Origin of the sequence: Micromonospora sp. CA-263727, assembly GCF_050942455.1 — a bacterium.
Taxonomy (GTDB): Bacteria; Actinomycetota; Actinomycetes; order Mycobacteriales; family Micromonosporaceae; genus Micromonospora.
The window spans coordinates 1,438,848-1,459,488 of record NZ_CP192031.1 but is presented as its reverse complement, the minus strand read 5'-3'; the positions used below and the strand labels follow the sequence as shown (position 1 = coordinate 1,459,488).

20 protein-coding genes are annotated in these 20,641 nt (G+C 68.1%); 5 read left to right on the top strand and 15 right to left on the bottom strand.

All coding sequences use genetic code 11. The annotated features are described in order from the left end of the window. The first annotated feature begins 6 nt into the window (after positions 1 to 6). Genes ACQPYA_RS06820 through ACQPYA_RS06810 form a run of 3 tightly spaced genes read left to right on the top strand, consistent with a single transcriptional unit; the run spans position 7 to position 3,090 of the window. Positions 7 to 1,278 carry an ABC transporter substrate-binding protein gene (locus tag ACQPYA_RS06820; protein ID WP_433531793.1) on the top strand — a complete coding sequence of 424 codons (1,272 nt, stop codon included), beginning with the start codon at positions 7 to 9 and terminating at the stop codon, positions 1,276 to 1,278. 11 nt (positions 1,279 to 1,289) lie between these two features. Next, positions 1,290 to 2,258, top strand: coding sequence for a carbohydrate ABC transporter permease (locus ACQPYA_RS06815; protein ID WP_433531792.1), 969 nt, complete (start codon positions 1,290 to 1,292; stop codon positions 2,256 to 2,258). Continuing rightward, positions 2,248 to 3,090, top strand: coding sequence for a carbohydrate ABC transporter permease (locus ACQPYA_RS06810; protein ID WP_433531791.1), 843 nt, complete (start codon positions 2,248 to 2,250; stop codon positions 3,088 to 3,090). Before ACQPYA_RS06815 ends, ACQPYA_RS06810 begins: the two co-directional genes overlap by 11 nt. Before the next feature lie 18 nt (positions 3,091 to 3,108). Here ACQPYA_RS06810 and ACQPYA_RS06805 read toward each other — a convergent pair whose 3' ends face one another. Beyond that, positions 3,109 to 3,519, bottom strand: coding sequence for a peptidase inhibitor family I36 protein (locus tag ACQPYA_RS06805; protein ID WP_433531790.1), 411 nt, complete (start codon positions 3,517 to 3,519; stop codon positions 3,109 to 3,111). A 558-nt stretch (positions 3,520 to 4,077) separates the two neighbouring features. Between ACQPYA_RS06805 and ACQPYA_RS06800 the strand changes: the two genes are divergently transcribed. Beyond that, a complete protein-coding gene (locus tag ACQPYA_RS06800; RefSeq protein WP_433531789.1) occupies positions 4,078 to 5,598 on the top strand; it encodes a non-reducing end alpha-L-arabinofuranosidase family hydrolase in 1,521 nt (506 codons plus the stop codon). Between the two features lie 168 nt (positions 5,599 to 5,766). Here the strand turns inward: ACQPYA_RS06800 and ACQPYA_RS06795 are convergent, their stop codons facing one another. The 8 genes from ACQPYA_RS06795 to ACQPYA_RS06760 form a co-directional block, all read right to left on the bottom strand. After that, complete coding sequence (locus tag ACQPYA_RS06795) at positions 5,767 to 5,985, bottom strand: hypothetical protein (RefSeq protein WP_433531788.1); 219 nt, start codon at positions 5,983 to 5,985, stop codon at positions 5,767 to 5,769. Between the two features lie 25 nt (positions 5,986 to 6,010). Continuing rightward, the gene (locus ACQPYA_RS06790) at positions 6,011 to 6,412 is read right to left on the bottom strand and encodes an effector-associated constant component EACC1 (RefSeq protein ID WP_433531787.1); all 402 of its coding nucleotides are present in this window, start codon (positions 6,410 to 6,412) and stop codon (positions 6,011 to 6,013) included. Positions 6,413 to 6,425: 13 nt separating this feature from the next. Further along, positions 6,426 to 8,546 carry a M48 family metalloprotease gene (locus tag ACQPYA_RS06785; RefSeq protein ID WP_433531786.1) on the bottom strand — a complete coding sequence of 707 codons (2,121 nt, stop codon included), beginning with the start codon at positions 8,544 to 8,546 and terminating at the stop codon, positions 6,426 to 6,428. A gap of 473 nt (positions 8,547 to 9,019) precedes the next feature. Next, positions 9,020 to 9,727: a hypothetical protein gene (locus ACQPYA_RS06780; RefSeq protein ID WP_433531785.1), complete on the bottom strand. Its 708-nt coding sequence runs from the start codon at positions 9,725 to 9,727 to the stop codon at positions 9,020 to 9,022. Then, complete coding sequence (locus ACQPYA_RS06775; RefSeq protein WP_433531784.1) at positions 9,724 to 10,314, bottom strand: RNA polymerase sigma factor; 591 nt, start codon at positions 10,312 to 10,314, stop codon at positions 9,724 to 9,726. Before ACQPYA_RS06775 ends, ACQPYA_RS06780 begins: the two co-directional genes overlap by 4 nt. 68 nt (positions 10,315 to 10,382) lie before the next feature. Further along, entirely contained in the window at positions 10,383 to 10,571 is a 189-nt protein-coding gene (locus ACQPYA_RS06770) for a DDE-type integrase/transposase/recombinase (RefSeq protein WP_433531783.1), read from the bottom strand. A 179-nt stretch (positions 10,572 to 10,750) separates the two neighbouring features. Continuing rightward, a complete protein-coding gene (locus ACQPYA_RS06765) occupies positions 10,751 to 11,239 on the bottom strand; it encodes an SDR family NAD(P)-dependent oxidoreductase (RefSeq protein WP_433531782.1) in 489 nt (162 codons plus the stop codon). 191 nt (positions 11,240 to 11,430) lie between these two features. After that, a complete protein-coding gene (locus tag ACQPYA_RS06760) occupies positions 11,431 to 11,829 on the bottom strand; it encodes a winged helix-turn-helix transcriptional regulator (RefSeq protein WP_433531781.1) in 399 nt (132 codons plus the stop codon). Positions 11,830 to 11,962: 133 nt separating this feature from the next. Between ACQPYA_RS06760 and ACQPYA_RS06755 the strand changes: the two genes are divergently transcribed. After that, entirely contained in the window at positions 11,963 to 12,673 is a 711-nt protein-coding gene (locus ACQPYA_RS06755; protein ID WP_433531780.1) for an NADPH-dependent F420 reductase, read from the top strand. Between the two features lie 138 nt (positions 12,674 to 12,811). Here the strand turns inward: ACQPYA_RS06755 and ACQPYA_RS06750 are convergent, their stop codons facing one another. From ACQPYA_RS06750 to efeU, 6 genes are all read right to left on the bottom strand, one after another. Beyond that, positions 12,812 to 14,671, bottom strand: a complete 1,860-nt coding sequence (locus tag ACQPYA_RS06750) for an exonuclease domain-containing protein (RefSeq protein ID WP_433531779.1) — start codon at positions 14,669 to 14,671, stop codon at positions 12,812 to 12,814. 114 nt (positions 14,672 to 14,785) lie between these two features. Next, on the bottom strand, positions 14,786 to 16,048 hold the full coding sequence (locus ACQPYA_RS06745; protein WP_433531778.1) for a DUF4041 domain-containing protein: 1,263 nt from the start codon (positions 16,046 to 16,048) through the stop codon (positions 14,786 to 14,788). Between the two features lie 512 nt (positions 16,049 to 16,560). Beyond that, positions 16,561 to 17,022, bottom strand: coding sequence for a hypothetical protein (locus tag ACQPYA_RS06740; RefSeq protein WP_433531777.1), 462 nt, complete (start codon positions 17,020 to 17,022; stop codon positions 16,561 to 16,563). A 48-nt stretch (positions 17,023 to 17,070) separates the two neighbouring features. After that, complete coding sequence (gene efeB, locus ACQPYA_RS06735; RefSeq protein WP_433531776.1) at positions 17,071 to 18,333, bottom strand: iron uptake transporter deferrochelatase/peroxidase subunit; 1,263 nt, start codon at positions 18,331 to 18,333, stop codon at positions 17,071 to 17,073. Between the two features lie 86 nt (positions 18,334 to 18,419). Continuing rightward, a complete protein-coding gene (gene efeO / locus ACQPYA_RS06730; protein ID WP_433531775.1) occupies positions 18,420 to 19,553 on the bottom strand; it encodes an iron uptake system protein EfeO in 1,134 nt (377 codons plus the stop codon). Between the two features lie 18 nt (positions 19,554 to 19,571). Next, on the bottom strand, positions 19,572 to 20,450 hold the full coding sequence (gene efeU / locus ACQPYA_RS06725) for an iron uptake transporter permease EfeU (RefSeq protein ID WP_433531774.1): 879 nt from the start codon (positions 20,448 to 20,450) through the stop codon (positions 19,572 to 19,574). Positions 20,451 to 20,641 lie beyond the last annotated feature (191 nt).

The following is a 20,641-nucleotide window of genomic DNA, read 5'->3' as shown; positions in this document are numbered from 1 at the left end:
ATATCGATGAGGATCCGGTTGACGGCCGCCGTCGCGCTCACCGCGCTGCTCGGCCTGAGCGCCTGTGGCGGCGGCTCCGCCGAGTCCGACGGCCCGGTCACCCTGCGGATGACCACCTGGTCGGCGAACGAGGCCCACCTGAAGCTCTTCAACGAGATCGCCGCCGAATACACCGCGACCGACTCGAAGGTCTCCGCGATCACCTTCGATCCGATCCCGTTCGAGAACTACACCACCACGCTGACCACCCAGATCGCCGGCGGCAACCCGCCCGACCTGGCCTGGGTGCTGGAGAACTCGGCCCCCGACTTCGTCAGCTCCGGCGCGCTGGTCCCACTCGACGACACCCTCAAGGGCACCGAGGGGTACAACTTCGACGAGCTGGCGCCGGCCGCGACGAAGCTCTGGCAGGCCGACGGCAAGCTGTACGCGTACCCCTTCTCCACCTCGCCGTTCGGCATCTTCGTCAACACCGACCTGGTGACGGCGGCCGGCGCGAAGAGCCCGGCCGAGCTGATCGCCGCCGGCCAGTGGACCTGGCAGAACGCGCTGGCCACCGCGGCGGCCGTGCAGGCCAAGACCGGCAAGGCCGGCCTGGTGGTACGCGACTTCGACTACAAGGGCTGGGACTTCCTCTCCACCGTCTGGACCGGCTGGGGCGCGCAGGCGTGGAGCGAGGACGGGAAGACCTGCGGCTTCAACTCCGCCGAGATGGTCGAGGCGATGACCGTGCTGCACCGGGCGATCTTCGTCGACAAGGCGCTTCCCGGGCCGGGCACCACCGCCGACTTCTTTGCCGGTGACGCCGGCATGACCGTCACCCAGATCTCCCGCGCCTCCCTGCTGACCGACCAGAAGTTCGGCTGGGACCTGGTGCCGCTGCCGGCCGGACCGAAGGGCGAGTACGCGGTGATCGGCCAGGGCGGCATGGGGGTGCTGAAGAAGGGGAAGAACGCCGAGGCCGCCGCCGGCTTCCTGGCGTACCTGACCAACCCCACCAACTCGGCGAAGCTGGCGCAGTTCTTCCCGCCGCCGCGCACCTCGCAGCTCACCGCCGAGACGCTCGCCAAGACCAACCCGCTGCTGAGCCCGGAGCAGTTGCAGAAGGTGGTGATCGACGGGATCGCCGCGGGCGTGGTGAAGCCCAGCCACACCGGCCAGGCCGAGCTGAACCAGGCGGTCCGGGCCGCCCTGGACCCGCTCTGGCAGCCGAACGCCGACGTCCGGGGCGTACTCGACGGGGTCTGTTCCGCCATCAACCCGCTGCTGGCGAAGTAGGGCGACCACCGATGTCGGTCCTGACCAGGGACGCGGTGGGGCGGGCCGGCGACGGCCGGTCCGCCCCCGCCGGGGACGCCGCGGCGCGGCGACGCGGTTGGTGGACGAGCCGCCGCCGCGACCAGCTCGCCGGCCTGCTCTTCGTCACCCCGCAGCTCGTCGGCTCGGTGCTGTTCGTGCTGATCCCGCTCGGGCTGGTGGTCTGGTACAGCCTGCACGAGTGGAACGTGCTCGCCGACACCTTCGAGTTCGTCGGCGCGGACAACTACCGGGCGATGGCCGACGACCCCAACCTGCCGTCGGTGCTGCGGGTCACCGCGCTCTTCTCGGTCGGCCTGGTGGCGTTCAACCTCAGCCTGGCCCTGCTGCTGGCGGTGCTGCTCAACCAGCGGCTACGCGGCACCGTCCTGTTCCGTACCCTCTTCTTCTCCCCGGTGGTCGTCTCGCTCGTCGCCTGGACGATCGTCTGGGGTTTCCTGCTCCAGGACAACGGCGGCGTGAACGGAGCACTCGGCCTGGTCGGCGTGGACGGGCCGAACTGGCTGCGCGGCGACTGGACGGCGCTGCTGTCGGTGGTCGTGGTGCAGGTGGTCAAGAACGTCGGCCTGAACATGGTGCTCTTCCTGGCCGCCCTCCAGGGCGTGCCGGCGGAGCTGTACGAGGCGGCCCGGGTCGAGGGAGCGACCGCCTGGACCCGGTTCCGGCGGATCACCGTCCCGCTGATCAGCCCGACCATCCTGCTCACCTCGATCATCACCGTGGTCGGGTCGTTGCAGGTGTTCGCCCAGATCTCCGTGCTCACCCAGGGCGGTCCGGGCACCTCGACCACGGTGCTCGTCTACTACCTGTACCAGCGGGCGTTCCAGTTCCACCAGTTCGGTTACGGGGCCACCCTCTCCGTGCTGCTCTTCCTGATCGTGCTGGTGCTCACCGTCGTGCAGTGGCGGATGCGCAGGAGGTGGGTCTTCCATGAACAGTAGGCTCTCGGCGCGGGCGAAGGTCGCGCTCTACGGCGCGCTCTGCCTGCTGGCCCTCCCGTTCGTCTTTCCCACCTGGTGGATGGTCACCTCGTCGGTGAAGCCGGTCGGCGACATCTTCGCCTTCCCGCCGTCGCTGATCCCGACCGACGCCAGCCTCTCCGCGTACCGGCGGGTCTTCGAGCTACAGCCCTTCGCGCAGCAGTACTTCAACAGCGGGTACATCGCGGCCGTGGTCACCGTCGGCACCCTGGCGGTCTCCTCGCTCGCCGGGTACGCCTTCGCCCGGATCCGCTTCCGGGGGCAGCAGGCGCTCTTCGTGGTGGTGCTGGTCGGGCTGCTCATCCCGAGCGAGGTGACCATCGTGCCGCTGTTCCGGATGTTCAACTCGTGGGGCATGGTGGACACCCACTGGCCGCTGATCCTGGTACCGATCCTCGGCGCGCCGAGCGTGCTGGCCACGTTCATCATGCGGCAGTTCTTCATCACGCTCCCCGGCGAGTTGGAGGAGGCGGCCCGGGTCGACGGGCTGGGCCGCTTCGCCACCTTCTGGCGGATCGCCCTACCGCTGGCCCGGCCGGCGCTCGGCGCGGTGGCGATCTTCACCTTCCTGCACAGCTGGAACCTCTACCTGGAGCCGATCGTCTTCCTCTCCTCGCCGGAGAAGTTCACCCTGCCGCAGGCGCTGACCCAGTTCGTCGACGCCTACGGCGGGCCGATGTGGGACGTACAACTCTCCGCGGCCTCGATGACCGCCATCCCGATCCTGGTGATCTTCGTGATCGCGCAACGGCAGTTCATCGAGGGCCTGGCCCACACCGGCCTGAAGGGTTGAGCGGTCAGGTTGGCGGAGTCAGCCGCAGGACCCCTTGACCCACTGGTGCGAACGCGGTGAGTAGGTGCCGGTGAGATTGCCACGCGCGCCCTGCGGGGTGCAGCCGACCCGGCTGCCGTAGTTGGTGTTCAGGTAGTAGGCGACGCCCGAGAAGGCGGGATCTCTGCCGTTGTTGAAGACCGACCTGACGGGGCTGGTCGCCGACCAGGAGCAGATGGCGCTCCCGGAGCGCCAGTCGGGGTCGTCGCCGTTCCAGATGCAGCGGGAGCCGGTGCCGTTGGATCCGCTCCAGAAGCACACGTTGCCGCTGGGGCACTCCCATGCGAGCAGGCCGACATCGGCGGATTGGGCGGGGACGGTCGAGAAGCCGAGCACGGCGGCGAGTGCGGCGGCCACGACGGCGCATCTGCGTAGGGCTTGGGTGAGCATCACAACTCCTTGGGCTAGACGTCGTGCAACTGGTCCCGGAGGTGGCGGTGTTGGCGGCGGCCGAGGTGGCGCGCGGCGCCGAACTGCTCGTCGGCGGCCGAGGACCACGGGTGTTGGCGAGCCGTCCCCTCCGGGGCCTCCCCCAACGGCTGGGGGATGCGTGCAGCCTGCCCCCGGGGGTCTGCACGAGGTCTTGCGGTTTTCTTGAACCCGCAGCTCAACGCGGGCGGTTCGTCGTGGCACGCCGCGCCCAGCCGAGCCGGCGGGAAACCGGTGCGGTGCGGTCACGCCGCGCGGTGCTGCGCCGCCGGCCGGCGGACCCGGAACATTACGACTTGACGAACAGCATGTTATCGCTCACAGTCGATAGTCAAGGACGACGATACCTGCGGCTAACCGGGCAAGCCTGCTTCGTCGGCCCCTTGGATCAGGCGTTGCGCCAGGGCATGCGGAGGCCCTGTTAGCGCTGACATTCTCCCCCGCATGCGCCCGGCCAAGCATCCCGGTGCGCCCGACCTCGGGCGGACCGTTCGACTCTTGGTCAGTTGGAGGAGGATCATGTCTGCCTTTGGTAGGTCCCCGTCGATTGCGCCGCCGTCACGACGGCGTCGGTGGTTGTCGCGGATATTGGCTGCCGGCGTGGCGGCGGTGGTGGTCGGTGGCGCCGCCGTGGTGATGCCAACGCCCGCCACCGCGGCGACGGTCGACACGAGCGCGTGGTACGTGCTGCTGAATCGCAACAGCGGCAAGGCGTTGGACGTGTACAACCTCGCCACGAACGACGGGGCACGGATCACCCAGTGGGCCCGGAACAACGGCAACCAGCAGCAGTGGCAGTTCGTCGACTCCGGTGGCGGCTACTACCGGTTGAAGTCCCGGCTCTCCGGCAAGGTGCTGGACGTCTACAACTGGTCGACCGCCAACGGCGCCAGCATCGTGCAGTGGACCGACGGCAACGGCGCCAACCAACAGTTCCGGCTCGCGGACTCGGCCGACGGCTACGTCCGGCTGATCAACCGGAACAGCAACAAGGTGATGGAGGTGCAGGGCGCCTCGACCGCCGACGGCGGCAACATCGTGCAGTACGACGACTGGAACGGCAACAACCAGCAGTGGCAGCTCGTCCGCGTCGACGGCGGCAGCACCCCCACCACGCCGCCACCGAGCGGCACCTGCGGCCTCCCGTCCACGTACCGCTGGTCATCGACGGGCTCGCTGGCGACCCCGAGGTCGGGATGGGTCTCGCTCAAGGACTTCACCCACGCCCCCTACAACGGCCGGCACCTGGTCTACGCGACCACGCACGACACCGGAACAAGCTGGGGATCGATGAACTTCGGCCTCTTCACCAACTGGTCCGACATGGCCTCGGCCAGCCAGAACCAGATGCCCTTCTCGGCCGTCGCGCCCACGCTGTTCTACTTCGCCCCACGCAACATCTGGGTGCTCGCCTACCAGTGGGGCGGGCCCGCCTTCTCCTACCGGACCTCGACCGACCCCGCCAACGTCAACAGCTGGTCATCGGCGCAGACGCTCTTCTCCGGGAGCATCGCCAACTCCAGCACCGGCCCCATCGACCAGGCGGTCATCGGTGACAGCACCAACATGTACCTTTTCTTCGCCGGCGACAACGGCAGGATCTACCGGGCCAGCATGCCCATCGGAAACTTCCCCGGCAGCTTCGGCTCCACCTCGACGATCATCATGACCGACACGACGAACAACCTCTTCGAAGGAGTCCAGGTCTACAAGCTCCAGGGCGAGAACCGCTACCTCATGCTCGTCGAGGCGATCGGCGCGCAGGGCCGCTACTTCCGCTCGTTCACGGCCACCAGCCTGGGCGGCACCTGGACACCGCAGGCCGCGACCGAGAGCAACCCCTTCGCCGGCAAGGCCAACAGCGGCGCCACCTGGACCAACGACATCAGCCACGGCGAACTGATCCGCAGCAACGCCGACCAGACCATGACCATCGACCCCTGCCACCTACAGTTGCTCTACCAGGGACGCTCCCCCAGCTCCGGCGGCGACTACGGCCTCCTGCCCTACCGGCCCGGCGTACTGACCCTGCAACGCTGAACGACACGCCGCAGGGCCGGCTCGACTACTCCTGACAACCCCAGCCAACAGCCGACGGAGTACACGAGTCGGGCGAGCGTTGTCACGGCTCCTGATCATGATTCGGAGCGGCGGGCTCGGCGCAAGCCGGGCCCGCCCACGTCCCGTCGAAAACCCACCCGTCGACGCTTACTTGCCGCTACGCGCCGACTGCGGCAGCCGAGGTGCAGCCGGCAGTTGCGCCGGCACCGGTGGCGACGCGCGCAGTTCCGTGGCGGCGCGCAGCTCCAGGATCTCGAACCCGTCGTCACCGCCGGCCAGGCGGTCGTTGAGCAGGTTCGCGCCGAGCTGCTGGCTGCTGGCTGCTGGCTGCTGGCTGCTGGCTGCTGGCTGCGCAACCGTACCCACTCGCCGGGACGTAGCTCCACCCACGCTAGGTGGTGGTGTCGCCCGGACCGGGGTCACGGTTCTCCTGGATGGTCCGGGCGACCTGCTCCAGCAACTGCCGAGGATCGGTTCGCCCGGTCACCTGCGCCTCCACCTCCGACTCGCCGATCCGGATGCGGACGGTGGCGCCGCTGGGCTGCTGACTGATCCAGGTCTGGAGCAGGGCGAAGAGGCCGGGCAGCAGACTCTGCGCCACCACCGCGATGATGACGGCCTCGCTGAATCCGGCCCGCCCGCCGCCGGTACGACCGCCCAGGTCCCGCACTCCGGTACGGAACTCGGGGCGGCGGTGGATCCAGTCGATGAGCGGGACCTGGGCCGGCTGCCTCAGATCCGTGATCATCTGTAGCCGAACGGGCTCCCTCGTCGGCGAGTACGCGTCGGTCATCGCATGCTCCTGTTCAATCGTCGTCGCCCGGTTGGAAGGAGATCCGTTCCCCGGTGACGGTGACGAACCCGGTGACGGCGACCAAGTAGTTCTCGGTGAACGTCGTCGTCCCGTAGAAGGCCTGGTACGTCCCGCTCACCTGCACCTCGCCCCGCGCCTCGTACGGCGTCGAGACCCGCGCGACGGCCGGGCCGAGCACGTCGATCTGTAACGAGGGGTACCGGCTGACCGTCCACTTGATCTTTTCGGCGCCCTGGTAGCCACTGAGCCGGAAGGGGCAGTTCTGCGGTTCGGCCACGACCTGCTGGGCGCAGTCGTCGAGATACTTCTTCACCTGCTCCTCGATGCTGCCCCGGGCGGTAGACCTCAGCTCCGGGACGACCTGGATCGGGGTGTACTCGGATCCGGGCAGCACGGTGACGACCTGCGGTGCCGCCTCGCTGAGCGGATTGGACGCCACGCTGACAACGTGGATGCCCGGAGCGGAAAGTATCGACCGCGTCTGCGGGCCTCCGTCCGCCGGCACCGGCACTCCGTTGATCATCAGGCCCTCCTGGCTGGCGTCGACGGGAATCGCGGAGATCCCGTTGTCGATGTGCCAGCCCTTGAAGACACCGACCGTCGACTCGTCGTCGCGCCGGAGCCTCAGCTCAGCCTCCATCCGGTTCCCGTCGATCACGAACGAGACCTTGGCGGTCGCTTCGTCGTCCTTCCGGTCGATCGCCTTGATGTCGACGTCGGTCGGCGGCCGGTAGTCGGCCGACTTGATCCGCTCGGTGAAGAGGTCGTCGTTCAACACCGCCGCCTCGGACTCCGGACTCAGCCACCCGGCAAGGTCGTCCAGATCACGGTCCGCCAGAGCCGAGAAGTACCCGTTGACGGCAGCCGCCGGCCGGAAAAAGCCCCACTGCACGACACCAAGCAGGCTGGAGAGCAGGCAGACGGAGAGCAGAGCGACGCCACCGATGATGGCCGGGCGCCGGACATCGACCGGGTCGTTCCCGCCGAAGAGTTCTTCGGTGCCGACCACCCGCCTCGGCGGCGTGTCCGGGCCGGTGGCGTCGCCCTCGGCCTGCAACCTCTCCAACCGGTCCAGGCGCAGCTCGTTCGGCGGGTGCTCGGCGCAGACGGCCTCGTCCCAGCCGCTGCGCCCGCTCTCGAACGATTTGCGGCGCTCAAGGATGGCGCGCAGACCTTCGGCGTGCCCGGCTACGACCGCACCCATGTCCGCCCGGTACTCCGCCGCTCGGATATCCGCTCGATGTAACGGCTGCACCAGGTACTTCATGGTCAGCAGGACCGGCCAGAAGAAGACGAAGACGAACAGGTTCGTGGCCGGGTGGGCGAACCGCCGCACCAGCCAGGCCGGTACGGCGTGCACGAGGACGAGCGGCAGCCCGACACCCCGGACGAAGGCCGAGGTGATCTCGTCACCGGTACGCCAGTGCACCAACTCGTGGCTGAGCAGCGCGGCGATCTCCTTCCGCGGATTGGTGAGCACGCCGGTGGTCACAACGATGTGCCGGGCATAGGTGCGCGCATTCGTGGTGACCAGGTCGTCCTCGACCAGCAGTCGCGGCACGCCGGGCAGGCCGAGCCGGGCCGCGCACTCGTGCAGGATCGGGATGACCAGTGCCGCCTCCCGGCGGCTGAGATCGCGTGCGCCCGACACCCGCAGCAACCAGTGCTCCAGCAGCACCCGGTACAGGGTGTAGAGCACCCCCACCAGGACAGCCGCAGCCGCTATTCCGGCCAGCTCGGCGAAGAGGGCCGCGGCACTGTCCGCCTCCTGAAACCGGATGAGCTGCACGGCCACCAGACCGATCAGGAACGCGAGCACGGCGCCGACGAAAGCACCGATCGCACCACCGGACTGCTGGAGGAAGGAACTGATCAGGCCTCCGATGACCGGGGCGTCCCGAGCCGCCTCTGGGAACTGATCTTTGAGGATTTCCCCGCCGGTGAACGCCAAGACGAGGCCGGCGACGACCGCGGCCACCACCGCGGCGAACAACGCCACCGGAACGTAGAACCAGGCGGCGATGAAGGAGCCCAGCACACCGCGCCAGTCACGCAGGATCCCGACGCGCAGCCAGACGAGCGCGTTCGGATAGCCAGGCGGACGGTTGGCCAACCGTCCGCCTTCGGTTTCAGGGCGAGTGGCGTCGCCGTCGGCATCGGGCGGTCGCGCGGGTGGCAGGGAGGAACTGTCGCCCAGCTGGTTCTGCCGGTCGCCGGAAGGCTGCACCGCATCAGGATCGTGCTGCTGCACGAGAACTCCTTCATGAGGCCGAACAGGGCAAATGGCGATCCGGTTCGCTCGGAACTGATTTCCGCGAGCAGGTAGCGGGCCGCGTTTTGCTCAGAGAATCGATCCGCAGGGTGAGGGCAGACCTTACTCCGATCTATGCCTGTTTCGCTATCCGGTAGCGCAGCGATACGCCTTCAGTCGATCCACGAGTCCGGCAGTTGGTGCAGAGTGGACAGTGGTCAGAACGGCAGGCGGGACGATCTGCCACCTCGCCGCACCCGAGCGGCAGGAAGTAGCTGGCGGGACCGGCCGGAACCAAGGTGATTCTCGATCCCGCTGATCCCGCCTCGCCCCAGCTACTGCGGAATGCCGCCCAGTTCGCAGGGCCGCACCGGGCCTTGGGCAACGCCGTAGCCAACCACCACGCCGGTCGCAGTGCCGCTCGACGCATTCCCAGCCATGGAGAGTTCGAGTACGAGTGTCTCCCCATCGCGGAGAACACCGGGTTTGACCGCGAACACGGTGACGCCCGGGTCCTGTACAGCAATCTCGTCGACGAAGTCGACCACCAGCCGGGCCTCGTTGCTCGGCATCGGCGTGTGGATGCTCGACCTCGCCTCGGTCGCCCGGCTCTCCGGAGCGTGGGTGTATCTGGGCTGGTTCGTGCAAACCTTCCCGGCCGGGACGTAGTCGACCTTCGCCGGAATTCCGGCTTCCGCGAGCCGACGCTCAAGACCTTCGGCGTCGCGCATCTGGTTGATCCGCACGGTCACCGAGCCGTCCGCCTCGACGTCGACGGTGTAGGCGACGGACGACATCGCCTGCTGCGCCGACCCGGGCGTGGTGGAAGCCTGCGGCGGATGCGTGATGTTGAGCGCGAGCGGAAGGGCAACCGCCGCGGTGGCAACCGCCGCGCCGAGCGCCGCCAGTCGCGCCCGCCACCCGAACCACCACGGCGCCGGACGGTACGCCGTCGGCGTAGCTGCCGCCGCGTGACGTGCGGCGACGACGGTCTTGAGTTCGGTGAGCAGCCGTTCCTCGAACCGGCCCTCTGGGTCACTCATCCCGGTACCTCCGTTGCTGGCTGAAGTGGCGCCGGCACTGCGGCGAGGTGGCGTCGGATGGGTCGGCGTGCCCGATGCAGCCGAACCCGCGCCGTCGACGGTTTGATTCCGAGCACCCGGGCTGCCTCGGTCACCGGCAGCCCGTCAAGAGCGACAAGCTCCAACACCATCCGTTCGGACTCCGGCAGCCGGTCCATCGACCGATACAGCTCACGCGAGCACGCCTCGGCATCGATGCGCTCCTCGATCCGGCTAAGATCATCAACGTCGACCAGGGCACGGCCCACGACTCGGCTGGCGGCTCGGTACTCCTTTGCCTGCCGCCGCCGATCGGCGGACACCACGTTGCGGGCGACCCCGTACAACCAGCCGATCGGCGTTCCCCGACCCGGGTGGTAGGTGTGCACGGATTCGATGACCGCGAGGAACACATCCGCCGTCAGATCCGCGGCCAGGTGGGGATCCTCCACCCGGCGGGCGATGAACCGTTGTACCGCTTCCACATGCCGCCGATAGAACTCCTCGAAAACGTGCGGGTCATCCGCGATCCGACGAAACGCCTCGTCGGCTGTCGTGGGGGCGGCCATCCGCAAACCCCTTCCTGTTGCTGACACCCACTCTTGGCTCGACAGCTCCGAGACGTTTCAAAATACGTTCAGAGGTCGGAGTGGTGGACCAGTCCGCCCAGGTCAGCGTCCTGATTCTCGCGGCGCCAGATCGCCATCTCCAGCGCGTCGAGGGCCAGGTCGGTGTAGAGCGACGTGGACACCTGCCAGCCGACGACCAGCCGTGAGTACACGTCGAGGACGAACTCGGCGTACACCCAGCCCACGCTCGTGCGCACGGAGGTCAGGTCAGCGACCCACAGCTGGTTCGGGCCGGCCGCGGTGAAGTCCCGGTTGACCACGTCACCGGGGCGTCTGGTCTCCGCTGCGGGCCGGGTTGTGCGGGGTGACTTGTCGCGTAGCAGCCCGCGTAGCCTGGCCTGGCCCCAGCCGGTGGCTCAGCGAGCGTGACGGGTCCTCATGCCGACATGCCCCCATCAACGGCGAGCGCAACGCCGGTGACATAGCGGGCGGCGTCGGATGCGAGGAACAGCGCGACCGCAGCGTCGTCTTCCGGATCGCCCATTCGCCGCAGCGGGATCCGTAAAGCCAACGCAGTCCGCGCCTCCTCGGCGTTGTTGTTCACCATGCCCGCCGTGTTCGTCGCGCCGGGGCAGATGGCGTTCGCGCGGATTCCTTCCGGGCCGAGCAGGACCGCGACGGACTTCATGTAGTTGATGAGCCCGGCCTTCGTCGCCCCGTAGATGGCTAGGCCGGCCGAGGCGCCGAGGCCCGAGATGGATGAGGTGTAGATGATCGACGCGGCCGCGGACTTACGCAGCAGGGGCAGCAGCCGCTTGGTGAGGATCATGGGGGTCAGCAGGTTGATCGTGGTCGTGGCCAGTAGACCGGCCTCGTCGTAGTCGAGTTCGGCCTGTCCACGCAGGCCGGCGTGGTTGTACAGCACGTCGAGGACCTGATCGCTGAACGCACGCGTGCCGTCAACCGGCTACGCCGGCACCTGCACGAACTCGACCCCAAATGGAACCCACCAGCGCGATCCCTCGACCGGGCCAGCAACCTCGACCGCATCCTGCACCGACTGGCTGATTCATCCGGAACGTCGCCCGTCTCCTGTCAGAAAACGCGCTCTAGGGGTCACCCTGCCTTGCTGTCCGCAGTTGGGGCGGAGTACTGGCGCTGGTGCGCGACGATCCCAGGTAGCTGTTGGTAGATAGCTTCGATGAGGTCGCAGACGCGTTCGGCGATGGGGCGCCCGAGGTCGGTGAGTTCGTACTCGACGTGCGGCGGGATGGCTGAGTGCTCGGTGCGTGAGACCAGCCCGTCGGCCTCCAGCCGTTGTAGCGTCTGGGAGAGCATGCGATCCCCAATGCCGGTCACTGATCGGCGGAGTTGAGCGAAGCGGAGCGGGCCGTCAACGAGCGCGGCGAGGACGAGCCCGCCCCAACGGCCGGTGGCGTGTTCGAGGACGGAACGTGAGGTGCATCCAGGGTCGAAGACGCTCATCTGGCGTGCGCGGTCCAATGCCTTCGACATGGCCGCTATACTAGCAACCCGATGCAGCTTCCCTATCAGAAGTGCTATCCTTTTGAAGGCGAGCCTCGCTGCCGCATCTGTTCGTGACACGGATGACGGACCCGTGTGCACCCCCGGTTATGAGGAGACGGACATGAGCACTTCTGTGGTGGGCATCATCGGCAGCGGCAACATCGGCAAGGACGTAGGGCAGCTTGCGACCGCCGCCGGTCTGCCGGTAGTGATAGCGAACTCTCGCGGCCCTGAGGCACTGGGCGAGTTGGTCGCGGAGTGGGGTGACACGGCATCCGCCGATACGGTCGTTGGCGCGATCGAGCGAGCCGACATCGTGGTACTTGCGCTGCCGTTCGGAGCCTACGAGGCGCTGCCGAAGGTGTCGCTGTCGGGCAAGGTGATCGTGGATGCGACCAACTACTACCCCGACCGGGACGGGATGATCGCGGAGCTGGCCGAGGGTGCGACAACCTCGACTGAGTTCCTATCGGGCCAGTGGCCCGGCGCGCGGGTCGTGAAGGGGCTGAACAACGTCGACTTCATCCGCCTGCCCCAGCTCGCGCGCCCCGCCGGGTCGCCAGAGCGTACCGCCCTCCCGGTGGCGGGCGACGACGCCGAGGCGAAGGCACAAGTGGTCGCGTTTCTGGACGCGATCGGGTTCGACACGTTGGACCTCGGGGGACTCGCCGAGGGGCGGCGGTCGCAGCCGGACACCCCAATCTACGTCACTCCATACTTCCGTCCGGCCGAGCCGCCCGCGGAAGACCCGATGCAGGCGTTCGTCACCGCGCTACCCGTACCGGTGCCGCTGGCTCAGGCACGGGAACTCGCCGCAGCCACCGGAGCCTGATCCAGCAGTGCCAATGATGACCGGCGGGCAGCGCGGTGACAGCCTGCAGTTCGCCCGAGTGTCTGTCCACGGCACGCGAGCACCCGGCGGGCACCCCCGGATGTGCGACCATCCGCTTTCATTGACGTCTCGTCGCTGCTATGCGCCGGTAGTAGCCTCACGCCGTCTGCGAAGACGATCGAGGAGTTGAGGCGGCTTGGCCCCGGGAGCATGTTTCTGCCGCGCGAATCGTTCAAGCACGGCGACCTCGGCATTGGGGTTGCCCAGTCGGGCGAGGATGATGGCGGCCCTCTCGTAATACCAGGGCGCGACCCCGTGTCCGCTGGCCCGTGAGTCGTTCTCCACCGCGTCGATGCATCGAAGGGTCAGGAGCAGCGCCGCGCGGATGTCATTCTTCTGCATTGTCATGATCTGGTCCACGAGGGTGTGCGGCTGCTGGCCGTCGACCAGGCCGTCTGTCGTGGGTGCACACCACAGCGGCAGGGCGGTGCTATCCGACCATGTCCGGCCGTCTCCGGCGCTGACCTTTTCGGTCCAGCCCTGGCCGTCCCAGTAGCGGTAGGTCCACCGCCCTGACGGGTCCAGGTACCAGCCGGCGATGACCTGCGGTGCGCGCTGGATGGGTACGTGCGCCGTAGCAGCCGGTGTGGGCACCGTCGGGGACTCGGTCACCTCGACTTCCACTGCGGCCGTGTCGGCGGGGTGCTGGGCTGTCAGGAAAGGCGTTTCGGTGGCCTCCAGCACGTCGTCGAGAGTCAGGTCGGAGCGGATAGGTATGGAGAGCGCGCGGGCTCGCGCGACCTTCGGGTTGTCCTGGTCAGCGGCAGCAACTACGGCGGTGACGACGTTGCGGGTTAGGTTCAGCGCCAGTACGAAGCCGGCCTGGGTGAGGCGATCGCGGACGTCGGTGGACACGGACGGGCTGCACCAGACGCGTTGTCCCCTCTGCTTGTTGGCCTGCGCGCGGTTCGTGGTTCCCACCTCGGGATCGGTGAGGTCCGCGAAGTACTCCGGTTCGCCGAGAAGTTGCGCGGCCGTGACAAGTTGCCGGTACTCGGTGCTCGTCAGGATGTCGTCAGCGAGTGCGGCGTCCCGCAGACCGTCAAGGTAGCGCTGGTGCAGGTGCCGCACCTGCTGGGCGCCCATACCGGACTGCCCGGCCAGTCGTGCCAGCGCCTTGGCTTCGACGCCGGTCAGCTTGCCGTCTCTGAGTGCGCTACTGACTGCCGCGAGGTACGCCTCAGCGGACGCAGGGTCGGCGTCACTGGTGGAGTAGGGCAACTTCCCAAGCAGTGAATGGATCCAACCGTCCTCGCCCTTGCGTAGACCGGAGGCCCTCGTACGGGCTCGGGTGTGGCGCGGGTACTGCGGCATTGGGACAGGAGCGGAGGGGAATCGCAGGGCGGGCGCATGGGCCAGGAGCCTGGGTAGCAGCTGGGCAGTCGCCCGGGTGTCACCGAGTGCGGTGTGGGCGTCGTGCAGCTCGATGCCGTACGCGGTGCAGCACGACAGGAGCTGGAAGTTCGGCGCGGCCAGGACCTGTCGGGCCAGCCGCAGGGTGCACACCGCGGGCAGGGGGGCGGTATTGATGCCGACTCGGGCGAACTCCTGCGCGATGAACCCCTCCTCGAAGCGGGCGTTGTGCGCCACCGCCACGGCGCCGTCGAGCCTGGACAGAATCTCTCCGGCCACGTCCCCGAACGTCGGCGCTCCGGCCAACATGTCCGCAGTGATGTGGTGGACGAAAGTCGGACCTGGGTCGCGACCGGGGTCGACAAGGGTGGCCCATTCATCGACCACCCGACCACCATCGACGCGGACCAAGGCGATCTCCACGATCCGGTCGGACGTCGGTGACAGCCCGGTCGTCTCCACGTCCACCACCACGAACGGGACCTCACCCAGGTCGACGCCTTCCCTTCCGCCCGCTGCCCCGTAGGCGAACAGTCCAACCGACGACATCTGTACCTCTTTATCTCGACAATTCGACTTGATCATGAGTAGACGGCTAGGCCCTCAGGAACGCGTACTCACGGCGAACGGCTGCGGATACGAATGACCTGTTGGACACGCCAGCCCAGTGGGCACAGGCCGTCCAAGGACCTCGGCATGTCATGTTGTCGCGACCGGTTGCCCCTGCGTCTGGGTGAGGCTCTGCCGGTACTCCAGGGCCTCCGGAACCTCCTGGTACTGCAGCAGGCTGCCGGTCAACGCCAGCAGGTGCTCCTTGGCCTCCTCCGGTGTCGCGTAGAAGAACTCGCGACGATGGTTGACCAAGTTGACGCGGCAGTCGGCCAGCCGTGCGTGCATCTGCGCCTCGATGCCAACGGCGTCTTCGGAGAAGAACAGGGCGTGCACATCGAAGTTGAAGGGCACCGAGGCATCACTGAGTTCGCGTACCCGGTCCAGCGGGTCCAGGCGACGGGTCATGCCGACCTTGACCATCTTCTCGCCGAACGAACCAAGGTTGGAGATCACGTACACGTAGCCGGCCCGGACATTGGCGGCCCGCCGGTCGACGTCCTGGATCGCGGTGTCGATCTGAGCCAGCCGACCCTGCATCTGGGCCGCACCGTCGGCATCGCCCTTGGCCTGCAAGGCCGCCAAGGCGTTGGCATAGTGCTGGCGTTCCTTGTCGAGCCGAGCGCGTTCGCGTTCAATCTCCTGCTGGGCACGTCGCTCTTCGCGCAGCCGGGCTTTCTCCTCCCGGTCCCGTTCCTTCTCCTCCGCCAGCTTCTCCTGGTAGTCGGCGGTGAGCTCCAACTCCTCGACCCGCAGCCGGTGGAATTCCTCGGCAATCCGAATATCCATCGTCTTGCCGAGCTTGGCGATGGTCGCCGCCACCTTCCCCAGCCGGTCAACGGCCGAGGCAAGCTTGTACGGCTTCAACCCCCGTACCAGGTTGTCCGCCTCCGCGTTGTAGGCGCGGAGCATAAGCTTGGAGAAGTCCCGGACCATGGCCCGGCCTTCGGCAGCCGAGCCGTTGACAGTCCAGCCGGTGACAGCCGTGACCGCGCCCCCATCCTTCCTGGTCATAGCCTTGATCTGATCCTGAAGCCGGCTGAGCTGACTCTGGTAGGCGACCGCGTCCGACAGAGGATGCCGGTACTGATAGACACCGGCTTCCTGTAGCAGGGCGGTTTCCTCGGTGACGACGATGTGCTGCCGGAGTCCGCGCAGACGCCGGTCAAGCTCGGCTTTCTGGGTTTCACCCTTTGCTGCCAGGTCTGCGATCTCCCGACTGAGTCGGGCCCGGTGCTGCTCCAACTCCGTCGCCGACAGCACACCGAGCCGTGACATGTCCGCCCGCAGGCTCGTCAGCTCGGCGCGTGCCCGGTCAAGTTCACTGCCGAGCTGCGCATTCTGCAAAGCCAACTCACGCGCCTTGCTCCGGGCACCGAACAGAGGAATGTCTGGACTACCGTTACGCTGCGGCGGGACGACTGCGGGAGCATCAGCAGGCTGCGGGACGGGATTGACGGGCACCGCCGGGGCCGGAGCCGGTGAATCCGGGATCCACAACTGCCACCCCGGCGGAGGAGGACCCCAGGCAGGATCTGGTGTCCAGCCCGACGGCGGTATCCACCCAGCAGGCGGCGCCGGCCAATTCGGTGGTGCGTTGAAACGGAATCCCATCGTCTCCCCCAGCCAGGACCATTGCCGACGAAAATAGCGCCGTGATCTTTGGAGAGACATCGACGACTCAGCTCGGCAGATCAGCCATCCAGGCGGCCACAGATGACCAAGCAGTGGCTTTAGTCCGGTTGCCGACAGACATGAGTGTTGCTTTCCAAGTAACGGAATTTTCAACTCACGGGGCTAGAAGTCGGGTGGCCGGAGGGAGTCTCACCCTCCGGCTCCCACAGAACCGTGCGTAAATTCTCTCGTTACACGGCTCTTGTCATCCTGGTCACCAGGACGTTGGTGTCCATGCCCAGTGAGCGAAGAGCCTGGGTGTTGGCGGGTGATGCGTTGCGACTCCCCGGCAGCGCTGACCGGGCTTCACGGAAGGCAGCATTCCTGCTCGGCGGGGTCTTACGACTCGGAACACCGGCACCGGCACCATCACCCTCGACGGCGCGCAGGTGGCATCCGCCGCCCGTCGACGCACCCGCGACCAGCAGCGGCGTGTCCAACTCATCCCGCAGAACCCGCTGGACACCCTCAACCCCGCCCGCACCGTGGGCGCCGCTCTCGCCCGCCAGGTGGCCGTCCATCAGCGCCTCAGGCGCGAGCTGCGGGACGCGGCTGTCAGTCAGCTCCTCGAACTCGTCGGCCTGCCCGCCGGCTACGCCGGCCGCTATCCCACCGAACCGTCCGGCGGGCAGCGCCAACGCGGTCAACGCCAACGGGCGCCTCGGTGCGTGTCGGTAGTGGCCGCCGGAGTCCGCGCGGCGTCACTCGAAGAGGGCGCGCCCCCAGTGGTCGTCGCCGTCGCGTACGCCGGGCGGGCAGGCGAACAGGCCGCTGGAGATGTGCCGTAGGTACTCGTTGAGCTGGTCGTGGCGGGCGAGCTGAGTCTGGAGCGGCACGAACTGCCGGCGTGGGTCCCGTTGGTAGGCGATGAAGAACAGGCCGGCGTCGAGCCGTCCGAGCCCGTCGGAGCCGTCGACGTAGTTGTAGCCCCGCCGTAGCAGCCGCGCCCCGTTGTGCTGGCTCGGATGGGCGAGCCGCACGTGTGCCTGCTCGGCGATCATCGTCTCGCCGTCCGGGCCGCGCAGGTCGAGGTCGATCTCGTCGAACTCGTCGTCGCGTCCCAGCGGCGCGCCGCTGCCCTTGGTCCGGCCGATCAGTAGCTCCTGTTCGCCGAGCGGGGTCCGGTCCCACGTCTCGATGATCATCCGGATCTTGCGGGTGACCAGGTACGACCCACCGGTCATCCAGTCCGGGCCGTCGCCCGGTTGCGCCCAGAGCTGCTCTGCCAGGTCGGTGTCCTCCGCCTTGATGTTGGCGGTGCCGTCCTTGAAGCCAAACAGGTTGCGTGGGGTCGCCTGGTCGCGGGAGGTCGACGAGGTGCGGCCGAAGCCGAGTTGTGACCAGCGGACGCTGACCACGCCCATGCCGATCCGGGCCAGGTTCCGGATGGCGTGTACGGCCACCTGGGGATCGTTGGCGCACGCCTGCACGCACAGGTCGCCGTCGGAGATCTCCGGGCGCAGCGCGTCGCCGGAAAACCTGGGCAGGGCGGCCAAGGCCGCGGGTCGCCGGTCGGCGAGACCGAAGCGGTCCCGCCCGTCGGCGTCGCGGAACAGGGACGGGCCGAAGCCGATGGTCAGGGTGAGCTGGGACGGTGGCAGCCCGAGGGCTTCGCCGGTGTCGTCGGGCGGTGCCTGCGGGATGCCGCTGACCGCGCCGATCTGGCCGGCGTCGTGTCCGGCGGTCATCCGGGCGGCGGCCCCGCTCCAGTCCCGCAGGAGCGCGATCAGCCTGGCCCGGTCCCTGGTGATGACGTCGAACGCGACGAAGTGCAGCCGGTCCTGCGTAGGGGTGATGATTCCGGCCTGGTGCTCGCCGTGGAACGGCACCGCCGCGGCAGCGTGGTCCTGGGTGCCGGTCCGGTCCCAGGGCCGGCTGCCGCCCAGCGCCGCCGCGCCGGCCAGTCCGGCGACCCCGGTCCCGCCCAGGATCATCGCCCGCCGCCGGGTCAGCCGCCCGCCCATGTCCTCTCCTCGCTCGTCGTCGGTCCGCGCTGCGCGCCGAGCCGACCGGTGCGCCCGCTCATCGCACTCGCCTCGACCGGTGTGGCCTACTTGGCGACGACCGCCGCGACCTTGCTGACCGGCTCGGCGAGGGCGTTGATGCCGTCGGAGAGTTCCTTCAGCTCGGTCGGGTTCAGGGCGGTGTGCAGCTTCCAGCCGTCTCCGGCGCGGTGCTTGCCGAGCAGCGTTTCGACGTTGGTGAACTCCGCGTCGAGTTGGGCGACGAGGTCCGGCGCGCGTTCCTGCAGCGCCGGGCGCAGCGCGGCGATGGCGGCCTTGGAGCCTTCGAGGTTGGCGCTGAAGTCCCACAGGTCGGTGTGTGAGTAGCGGTCCTCCTCGCCAGTAATCTTGCCGGTGGCGACCTCGTCGAGGAGTTCCTTCGCGCCGTTGGCCAGTTGCAGCGGGGAGAGTTTCTCCGCGTTGGCCTTTGTCACGATCTCCTGGATGTCGGCCATCAGCCGGTCGGCGAGGGGGCCGTCCTTGCTGATGTCGCCGGTGGTCCAAAGGTCCTTCTCGATCCGGTGGAAGCCGGTGAACTCCATGCCCTCCTCGATGACCTCTTCCCGGCCGTCGATCTTGGGATCCAGGTCGCCGAAGATCTCCGCGACCGGCTCGATCCGCTCCCAATAGGTGCGGGCAACCGGGTAGAGCGCCTTCGCCTTGGCGACATCTCCGGCCTTGACCGCAGCGACGAACTCGCCGGTCTTGTCCAGCAGCGCCCCGGTCTGGCTCTTGACGTAGCGCTGGTAGCTGTCGGCCGCGTCGGCCAGGGCGGCGTCGGCGGTCAGCGGGGCGGCCGATCCGCTCACCTTGAGCGGTCCCCGGATGCCCTTGCCGCTCATGCCCGGCTTGCAGGCCGTCTGGTAGGTGCCGGCCGGCAGTTCCACCCGCAGTTCGCGGCTCAATCCCGGAGCGATGTTCTCGACCTCGCCCATCACCCGGTCGCCGTCGGCGTAGACGTAGAACTCGGTCACCTTGGCACCGGAGTTGGTGACCTTGAAGGTGGCGGTCCCGGCCGGGAGGTCGGTGCTGGCGACCTCGCAGCTGCGGTCGTCGGCCTTGACGGCGATCGGCGCACCGGCGGCAGCCGTGTCGTCCTCCTTGCCGTCGCCGCACCCGGCCAGCCCGGCCATGGCGAGTGCGGCTGTGGTGATGGCCGCCAGGGATCGGGTCGTATGCATCGGTTGGTTCTCCTCAGGTCAGGCGCGCGGCGAGGCAGGCGCTGCGGAACTCGGGCTGGCGGCGGGCGGGATCGACTCGCTGGCGGCCGGCGAGCGCCGCCCAGGCTTGAGGAACAGCAGGAGCGCTGGCGCCGCGTACCCGATCCAGGCGACCGCCTCGAACACCGTCGGCGCCGGGGTGATGTTGAACATCCCGGCCAGCAGCGTCGCGTACCAGGTGGTCGGGTCGAGGATCGTGGAGATGTCGAAGGCCAGGTCGTTCAACCCGGGCAGCACACCCGCCTCCTGGAAGTCGTGCACGCCGTACTTCAGAATGCCGGCCGCGACCAGGATCAGCAGCGCGCCGGTCCAGGTGAAGAACCGACCCAGGTTGATCCGCATCGCGCTGACGTAGATCAGGACACCGAGCACCGCCGCGGTGGCGACGCCGCCGATCAGCGCGAGCAGCGGTCCGGTGTCGTCCGCCGCCGCCTGCGCCGCCGAGTAGAAGATCAGCGCGGTCTCCAGTCCTTCCCGGACCACCGCCAGGAAGGCCACCACCGCCACCGCCACCGAACCGACAGCGAGCGCCTCGGTCAGCCGGCTGCGCAGTTGACCCGCGATCGACCGGGCGGCCCGACGCATCCAGAAGATCATCCAGGTCACGAAGACGACAGCCGCGACTGAGGCGATCGCCTCGAACAGCTCCCGCTGATCGCTCGTGGCCAGCAGCGAGGACGAGGTGTACTCGATCAGCCAGCCGAAGAACACCGAGACGGCTACCGCGAGGCCGACCCCAGCCCACACCTGCGGCAGCCGGTCCCGCCGCTGCGACTTGACCAGAAACGCCACCAGGATGCTGACCACCAGGGTGGCTTCCAGCCCTTCGCGCAGGCCGATCAGATAGGTGGCGAGCATTGCGATCGTCCTCTTCCGGCGTCTGCGAACCGCTCTGGACCAGCCGCGCCTGGCTCGGGCTTCCGAGGCCGGCGGCGAGCGACTACACGACCGGCGGCGACCCAACTTACATCTACTGGCAGTAGAAGTTAGCAGAGGCTAACCTATCCTCGCTAGGTGTCTTGCTGTCAGGACGCCGGCCGTAACCGGCT